Genomic DNA, 7859 nt, shown 5'->3' on the forward strand with positions numbered 1-7859 from the left:
ATGCTCAGCATCCTTTCCGTATACGCAACTGCAACGTCTATTGATCGTCGGTCGCGCGCCACCGGGCCCGGTCGTCCCGGCCACGCTTCTTCCTCGTCCTGGCCGCCCGCCGGCAGCGCAGCAGCTCCTCGCCGTACGGCAGGAGCACGCACGCGCCGATGGCGGCTCCGATCGCCGCCAGATAACCGGGCGACAGCGGCCGCCGACGGGGCACCAGACGCCACGCGTCCGGATCGCCCCCTCCGCCGCGCAGCAACGAGCGCACCTGGTCGGCGTGCAGGCACATCAGCGCGCTCAGCCCGGCGAACGGCAACGACTCCAGGAAGCTGTGGATGTGCTGCTCGACCGGCTTCACCTCACGGTCGCTGTCCACCGCCGTGCGCACGTCCCACAGCGCCGTCGCCTCGTGCACCGCGGCCGCCCCGAGCTGCACCGTCAGCAGCAGCGGGTTGACCTCGTAGCGCAGGGTCAGCGCGATGGGCAGGCCCACCTCGGCCATCATCAGCGAGTGGATGAGGGACTCCTTGGTCCCGGCCGTGTCCTCGATGCGGGTGCGCCGGTGCATGGCCCAGTCGGCCAGCCCCGGCACGAACCAGCCCGGCAGCAGCCCGTACAGCAGATACCGGGTGGTGGCGTCACCGACATCGACGGTGACGCCCGTGGCCGCGATCTCCGCGGCCTGGTCCCGGCTCATCCGCGGCCCACCAGCACCTCGGCCAGCTCCTGCACGGTGCCGTAGCGATCCTCGTGCGGCAGCCGGGCCACCGCCTCGATCAGGGCGTCCGGCGCGTTCTTGCGACGCAGGGCCCGGGCCAGGTCGGCCGGCCCCGCCGGGAACGCGCTGCGCCCGAGATGGCGGGCCAGCTCGAACCGGACCGTCTCCAGCGTGGCCCCGGAGCGTCCCGGCGCCACCGGGCCGCCCCAGACCTCGGGGTCGTCCTCGGCGGTCGGCTCCGGGTCGTGCCACTCCTCCGTGCGCGTGGGGTGCCCGGACCGGAGCAGGCCCTGGAGCTCGTGCTTCATCTCGTCGTCCCGGTGGACGCTCAGCCGGTCACTGCCTCGCTGCATGTGTCCCTCCAGATCTTCAGGGTCCGCACCGCGTACCCGTCGACCGGACGCCGACACGGGCTCAAGGGGGTGAATACCCGCCGGAAAACGCAGCCCGCGTCCACTTCCGGCCGTGCCCGGTCTAATGCCGGTCGTGCCCCGGCAGGAACTCCTGCACCTTCGCCTTCAAGCCCTGCTTGATCATGGACCCGCGGTCCGCGTCGCCCTTGAGGATCGACGCGGCCGTCGCCTCCATCTGCTCCCAGCTGGCGTGCGGCGGGATCGGCGGGACCGCCGGGTCGGTGAGGAACTCCACCACCGCGGGCCCGTCGGCCTCCAGTGCCGCGCGCCAGCCCGCCTCCACGTCCTCCGGCTTCTCCACCCGGATCCCGGTCAGCCCCAGGGAACGGGCGAACGCCGCGTACTGCACGTCCGGCAGCGCCTGCGAGGGCAGGAAGGACGGAGCGCCCTCCATCGCCCGCATCTCCCAGGTGACCTGGTTGAGGTCCTGGTTGTTCCACACCGCGAACACCAGCCGCGGATCCGACCACCGGTCCCGGTACTTCGCCGCGGTGATCACCTCGGCCAGCCCGTTCATCTGCATCGCACCGTCACCGACCAGCGCGAACACCGGCCGGTCCGGATGCGCGAACTTCGCGCCGATCGCGTACGGCACCCCGGCGCCCATCGTCGCCAGCGTCCCGGACAGCGAGCCGCGCATGCCCGGCCGCATGGTGATGTGCCGCGCGTACCAGTTGGCCACCGAACCGGAGTCGGAGGTGATGATCGCGTTCTGCGGCAGCAGCGGATCCAGCGCCTTGGCCACGAACTCCGGGTTGATCGGGTCGGCCGACTGGTGCGCACGGCGTTCCATCGTCTCGTGCCAGCGCCGCACGTTCGAGCAGATCGTGTCGAACCACTCCCGGTCCGTCGGGCGCCCGTCCCGGTCGGCCCGAAGCAGCGGGATCAGCCGGCGCAGGGTCGCCTTCGAGTCGCCGACGAGATTCACCTCGTACGGGTAGCGCATCCCGACCATGTGCGGATCGATGTCGATCTGCACGCCCCTGGCCTTGCCGAACTCCGGCATGAACTGGGTGTACGGGAACGAGGAGCCGATGGTCAGCAGGGTGTCGCAGTCCCGCATCAGCTCGTAGGACGGGCGCGTGCCCAGCAGGCCGATGGAACCGGTCACGAACGGCAGTTCGTCGCTGAGCACGTCCTTGCCGAGCAGCGCCTTGGCGACGCCCGCGCCGAGCAGCTCCGCGATCTCCTGGACCTCCTCGACCGCACCTGCGGCGCCCTGGCCGATCAGGATGGCCGGCTTGTCACCGGCGTTCAGGATCTCGACCGCCTTGTGCAGCGCGTCGTCCGTCGGGGTGGCGGTCGACTCGCTCATGCCCAGGCTGGAGGGGACCATCTTGAACTCGTGCGTGGGCGCCGAGTAGTCCAGTTCCTGCACATCGCCCGGGATGATGATGGCCGTGGGACAGCGGCGGGCGTACGCGGTGCGGATCGCCCGGTCGAGTACGTTCGGCAGCTGCTCCGGAACGGTCACCGTCTCCACGAACTCGGAGGCGACGTCCTTGAACAGCGTGTGCAGGTCGACCTCCTGCTGGTAGGAGCCGCCCATCGCGGTCCGGTGCGTCTGTCCGACGATGGCGAGCACCGGCACATGGTCCAGCTTGGCGTCGTACAGGCCGTTGAGCAGGTGGATCGCTCCCGGGCCCGAGGTCGCCGCGCACACCCCGAGCCGACCGGAGAACTTCGCGTAGCCCACCGCCTGGAAGGCGGACATCTCCTCGTGCCGGGACTGGATGAACCGCGGCTGGTCGTCGGCCCGTCCCCAGGCCGCGAGCAGGCCGTTGATGCCGTCGCCGGGATAGCCGAAGACCTGCTCCACACCCCATTCGCGCAGCCGCGCGAGGATGTGGTCGGCAACCTTGGTGCTCATGGAGACAACCTCCTGGTGGTGAGGATGCGGGCGATCCGGTCAGCGGTGTCCGAGTCACCCGGGGGACAGTCGGAAAACCTTTACGGACCCCCGCGAACCCGCCGGGAAAAGGTGTGTTTGCTCCCGGGGCCCGGGGGCAGGCGCACGAGAACAGTGCTTCGGACAGGAGGCACTCTCCGTGGGAGCGGCGAACCGTCGCCACGGGGGCGTCTGTCCGGACCGACGCGCTCCCACGGTGACCGTCGAACCCAGCACTCCAGGGGAGTTGCGACGCACCATGCCGAACCGAGCGCGCACGAAGCACCACCCCCACGACGACGCCCCCGACACCGCGGACGCCTTCCGCCGCCTCGCCGCCCTCCCGCCCGGAGCCGAGCGCGACGCCCTGCGCGACGAGATCGTCGAGGCCTGGCTGCCCATGGCCGAACGGCTCGCCGGACGCTTCCGCAACCGCGGCGAGAGCTACGAGGACCTGCGGCAGGTGGCCTCCCTCGGCCTGGTCAAGGCCGTCGACCGGTACGACCCCGAGCTCGGCAACGCCTTCGAGAGTTATGCCGTACCGACCGTCACCGGTGAGATCAAGCGGCACTTCCGCGACCACATGTGGACCCTGCACGTGCCCCGCCGGGTCCAGGACCTGCGCAACCGGGTCCGGGTCGCCTGTCAGGACCTCTCCCAGACGATCGTGGGCCGCCGGCCCACCGTCGCGGAGATCGCCCGGTACGCGAACATGAGCGAGGACGACGTCCGCGCCGGGCTGGAGGCGCTGGAGAGCTTCACCGCACTGTCCCTGGACGCGGAGATGCCGGGCAGCGACGACGGCTACTCGCTCAGCGACGCGCTCGGCGCCCCCGATCCCGCGCTCGACACCGTCGTTGACCGCGAGGCCGTCAAACTGCGGCTGGCCGCCCTGCCCGAGCGCGAGCGGGCCATCCTCTACATGCGGTTCTTCGACGACATGACGCAGAGCCGGATCGCCGAGCAGATGGGCATCTCGCAGATGCACGTCTCCCGGCTGATCAGCCGCTGCTGCGAACGGCTGCGCGAGCAGGTGATGAGGGACGTGGCGTAGCTCTGCGGCAAACCCGGCCGGTCGCCGGATCACCCGATAGGCCCCCGGGTGTCCCGCCAATGGGCTTCGGCCGCGCGCGGCGCGCGGTGCGGCGGGCTGTGATGGCAGAGGACGGCGCACAGTCCGCGCCCGTCGCAGCCGTCGCCCCGAGGAGCCCGCCCCATGCGCCGCACCGCACGCGCCCTGGCCGTCGCCGCCCTGACCGCCGCCGCGTTCGCCACCGCCCCCGGGGCGAACGCGAAGCCCGCCGCGCAGAGCGGCCCGGGCCCCGCCCGCACCGGCGGCACCGTCACGGTCTCCGCGTCCTGCGACACGGCCGGCGGCGCCATACCCGGCCCCGCCGACGCCTCACCCCCGGCCTTGGACGGGACGGCCGCGGGTGGCGCCTGCGCGGCGGACCGCGGCGGCACGGACGCGGGCGTGTGGGACGAGGGCGCGGGAGGATGCGCCGGGCTCCCCTCCTGCGACGGCGTCAAGGTGCCGGAACCCGCGAGCCCCGACTGTACGGGAGCACAGCCGTGCGCGGGCGGGACGATTCCCAGCGGCCCGGACGACGGCGGGAAGACCCAGGGCGGCTCGGACAGCGGGAAGTCCGACGGCGGCCTGGGTGAAAGAGGAAGAACCGAGGGCGGCTCGAGCGGCACGGGGAACACTCCGGGCGGCGGGGACGACACCGGTAGGACCGAGGGCGGCTCGAGCGGCAGGGGGAACACTCGTGGCAGCGCGGACGGGGCCGGAAAGACCGACGGCGGCTGGGACGGCGCCGGGCAGACCGACGGCGGGTGGGACGGCGGCGGGCAGACCGATGGCGGGTGGGACGGCGGCGGGCAGACCGATGGCGGCTGGGACGGCGGCGGCCACGACTGCGCCGAGCCCGGCGGCGACCCCTCCTGCGCGCCGCCCACCATCGGGCACGGGGTGAACGCGGGGGAGGGCGGTGCCTTCGCCGGATCCCTGCCCGCCCTGGTCGCCGGCGCGGTGCTGATCGCGGCATCGGGCGCGGGCGCGTTCTACCGGATGCGCCGGCGCACCTCCGGGTACCCGGGGCTCTGAACAGACGGCGACACGGACTGCGCGGAGGCGGACATGCGGACGGACCCGGAACGCAACGGCTCCGCCCGTCCCGGCCCCCAGGACCACCACCCGGCGCACCCGGCCCACCCGCGTCCCGCGCACGGCCCCGAAGGCCACGGTCCCGTCCGCTACGGCCCGGCCCTGCCCGGTGACGGACTGCCCGTCCTGCCCGAACTCGCCGCGGTGCTCGCCGCCGCCGCCGGCCACGCGGAGCCCCGGCCCGTCGGCGGCGGCCCGGCGCTGCTGGAGGCGGCGTGCGGATACTGGACGCGCCGCGGCCTGCCCACCCAGCCCCACCAGGTCGCGGCCGGCCCCGGTGCCCCGCCGCTGCTGCTCGCGCTGACCGCCGCGCAGGGCGGTGACGTCCTGGTGCCCCGTCCCTGCGCCGCCTGGTGGGCACCGTACGCCCGCCTGCTCGGCAGACCCGCCTTCCACGTCGCCACCCCCGCCGAATCCGGCGGCGTCCCCGATCCGTACGCACTGCTGGAGACCGTACGCCGTGTCCGCGCCGAAGGCGGCGACCCGCGGCTGCTCGTGCTCTCCGTCGCCGACGACCCGACCGCCACCGTCGCACCGCCCGAACTGCTTCACGAGACCCTGGAGGCCGCGGCCGGCGAGGGGCTGCACCTGGTCAGCGACGAGACCTGGCGCGACACCCTGCACGCCCCGCACGAGACGGTGCTGATCGGCCCGGCCGAGATGCTGCCCGACCATGTCACGGTCGTCACCGACCTCGCCGGCTCCCTGCTGCCGCCCGGCTGGCCCGCCGCCGTCGCCCGCTTCCCCGCCACGGACGCCGGGGAAGCGCTCCACGCGCGCGTGCTCGACATCCTCACCGCGCTCGGCGCGAGCGTCGCCGGGCCCGTCGCTGCCGCCGCCGGGTATGCGCTCGACGAACCCGAGCCCGTCACCGCGCGCCGCGACACCGCCGTGCGGCTGCACGCGCGCGTGGCCGCGGCCGCGCACACCGCCGTCACCGCCGCCGGCGCCCTGGCCCGGCCGCCACAGGCGGGCCGGCACCTGTACGCCGACCTCGAACCGCTGCGCACCGCGCTCGGCGCGTACGGCGTCGGCGACGCGCAGGAACTGGAGGACTTCCTCACCGCCCGGCTCGGCATGCCCGCGCCCGGCGGCCACCGTTTCGGCGACGACCTGGCGGCGCTGCGCGTGCGGCTCGCCACCGGTCCACTGCTGGGCGGCACGGACGAGGAACGCACGGAATGCCTCACCTCACCCACGCCGTTGGAACTGCCACACGTGCAACGCGCCTTGATCTCCTTGCGGTCGGTCTTCGACGATCTCCGCGACGACGCTCAGCGATGGGAGCCTCCTCGATGACGCAGCAGTCCGAGTCGACCACCACCCAGACCACTCCAGAAGCCGACATCCTGGAAGCCGACATCCTGGAAGCCCACGACCCGACGGCCACGTCACCCCTCGCGCCCACCGGCCCCCCGCTCACGGAACCCCGCCCCCTCGGCGAGACGAGAGAGTGGCCGCGAACCTTCCACAACCGGCTGACCGCCCCGCTGCCCGGCCTGAAGGCCATGGCCCGCTTCGCCCGTGAAGGCGCCGTACGGCCCGACCGGGAGGGACTCGCCGACATTCCACGACTGCCCTACGCCCCCGGCCCGCTGCCCCGCGTGGACGCCCGCACCGTCGCCGTCACCTGGGCGGGCCACGCCAGTTGGGTGGTGCGCATCGGCGGGCTGACCGTCCTGACCGACCCGGTCTGGTCCCGCCGCATCCTCGGCACCCCCGCCCGCATCACGCCCGTGGGCGTCGACTGGGACGAGCTGCCGCGCGTCGACGCGGTCGTCATCAGCCACAACCACTACGACCATCTGGACGCCCCGACCCTGCGCCGACTCCCGCGCGACACCCCGGTGTTCGTGCCCGCGGGCCTCGGCCGCTGGTTCCGGCGCCGCAAGTTCACCGCCATCACCGAACTGGACTGGTGGGAGGCCGCCGAACTGTCGGGTGTCCGCTTCGACTTCGTGCCCGCCCACCACTGGTCCAAGCGCACCCTCACCGACACCTGCCACAGCCTGTGGGGCGGCTGGGTCCTCACCGCCCCCGACGGACAGCGCGTCTACTTCGCCGGCGACACCGGGTACGGCCACTGGTTCTCCCGCATCGGCCGCCGCCACCCCGGCATCGACCTCGCCCTGCTGCCCATCGGCGCCTACGACCCGCGCTGGTGGCTGAGCGACGTCCACTGCGACCCGGAGGAGGCCGTGCAGGCCGCCCTGGACCTGGGCGCGCGCCGCATGGCACCCATGCACTGGGGCACGTTCGTCCTCTCGGCGGAGCCGGTCCTGGAACCGCTCACCCGCGTCCGCACGGCCTGGGAGAAGGCGGGCCTGGACCGGGAGGACCTGTGGGACCTGCCGGTGGGGGGCTCACGGATACTGCCCCAGGGCCTCTGAACCCGCAACTCCGCCAAAGTCCCTAGGCCTTGACGGCCCGGCGGGCCCTGCGCCAGGCACTCGGGGTGGGGGGGGGCCGCCCCGGGCCGCCCCCCCCCCCCCCCCCCCCCCCCCCCCCCCCGGGGGGCCCCCCCCCCCCCCCCCGCCCCCCCCCCGGGGGGCCCCCCCCCCCCCCCCCCCCCCCCCCCACCCCCCCCCCCACCCCCACCACCCCCCCCCAAAAAATAATAAGAACACCAAGCCGAACTTCACCTGGAACGTGCTGTTCACCTCGATCCTGGTGCTG

Annotated in this window: 7 protein-coding genes; 4 read left to right on the forward strand and 3 right to left on the reverse strand. The window is 73.6% G+C overall.

The window, feature by feature from the left end; all coding sequences use genetic code 11:
* Positions 1-37: 37 nt before the first annotated feature.
* The 3 genes from ACFY0F_RS21100 to ACFY0F_RS21110 form a co-directional block, all read right to left on the reverse strand.
* The gene (locus ACFY0F_RS21100) at positions 38-694 is read right to left on the reverse strand and encodes a diguanylate cyclase (RefSeq protein WP_388796174.1); all 657 of its coding nucleotides are present in this window, start codon (positions 692-694) and stop codon (positions 38-40) included.
* Positions 691-1068, reverse strand: a complete 378-nt coding sequence (locus tag ACFY0F_RS21105) for a DUF2795 domain-containing protein (RefSeq protein ID WP_388796177.1) — start codon at positions 1066-1068, stop codon at positions 691-693. Before ACFY0F_RS21105 ends, ACFY0F_RS21100 begins: the two co-directional genes overlap by 4 nt.
* Before the next feature lie 121 nt (positions 1069-1189).
* A complete protein-coding gene (locus tag ACFY0F_RS21110) occupies positions 1190-2998 on the reverse strand; it encodes a thiamine pyrophosphate-requiring protein (RefSeq protein ID WP_388796180.1) in 1809 nt (602 codons plus the stop codon).
* Between the two features lie 277 nt (positions 2999-3275).
* On the opposite strand from ACFY0F_RS21110, the gene ACFY0F_RS21115 reads away from it, so the two are divergent.
* The 4 genes from ACFY0F_RS21115 (at position 3276) to ACFY0F_RS21130 (ending at position 7573) form a co-directional block, all read left to right on the forward strand.
* Positions 3276-4070 carry an RNA polymerase sigma factor SigF gene (locus tag ACFY0F_RS21115; RefSeq protein ID WP_388796183.1) on the forward strand — a complete coding sequence of 265 codons (795 nt, stop codon included), beginning with the start codon at positions 3276-3278 and terminating at the stop codon, positions 4068-4070.
* A gap of 162 nt (positions 4071-4232) precedes the next feature.
* The gene (locus ACFY0F_RS21120; RefSeq protein WP_388796186.1) at positions 4233-5123 is read left to right on the forward strand and encodes a hypothetical protein; all 891 of its coding nucleotides are present in this window, start codon (positions 4233-4235) and stop codon (positions 5121-5123) included.
* 33 nt (positions 5124-5156) lie between these two features.
* Positions 5157-6482 carry an aminotransferase class I/II-fold pyridoxal phosphate-dependent enzyme gene (locus ACFY0F_RS21125; RefSeq protein ID WP_388796190.1) on the forward strand — a complete coding sequence of 442 codons (1326 nt, stop codon included), beginning with the start codon at positions 5157-5159 and terminating at the stop codon, positions 6480-6482.
* A complete protein-coding gene (locus tag ACFY0F_RS21130; protein WP_388796193.1) occupies positions 6479-7573 on the forward strand; it encodes an MBL fold metallo-hydrolase in 1095 nt (364 codons plus the stop codon). The genes ACFY0F_RS21125 and ACFY0F_RS21130 overlap by 4 nt, the downstream gene beginning before the upstream one ends.
* The last annotated feature ends 286 nt before the right edge of the window (positions 7574-7859 follow it).

Origin of the sequence: Streptomyces sp. NPDC001544 (assembly GCF_042894285.1) — a bacterium.
GTDB lineage: Bacteria > Actinomycetota > Actinomycetes > Streptomycetales > Streptomycetaceae > Streptomyces.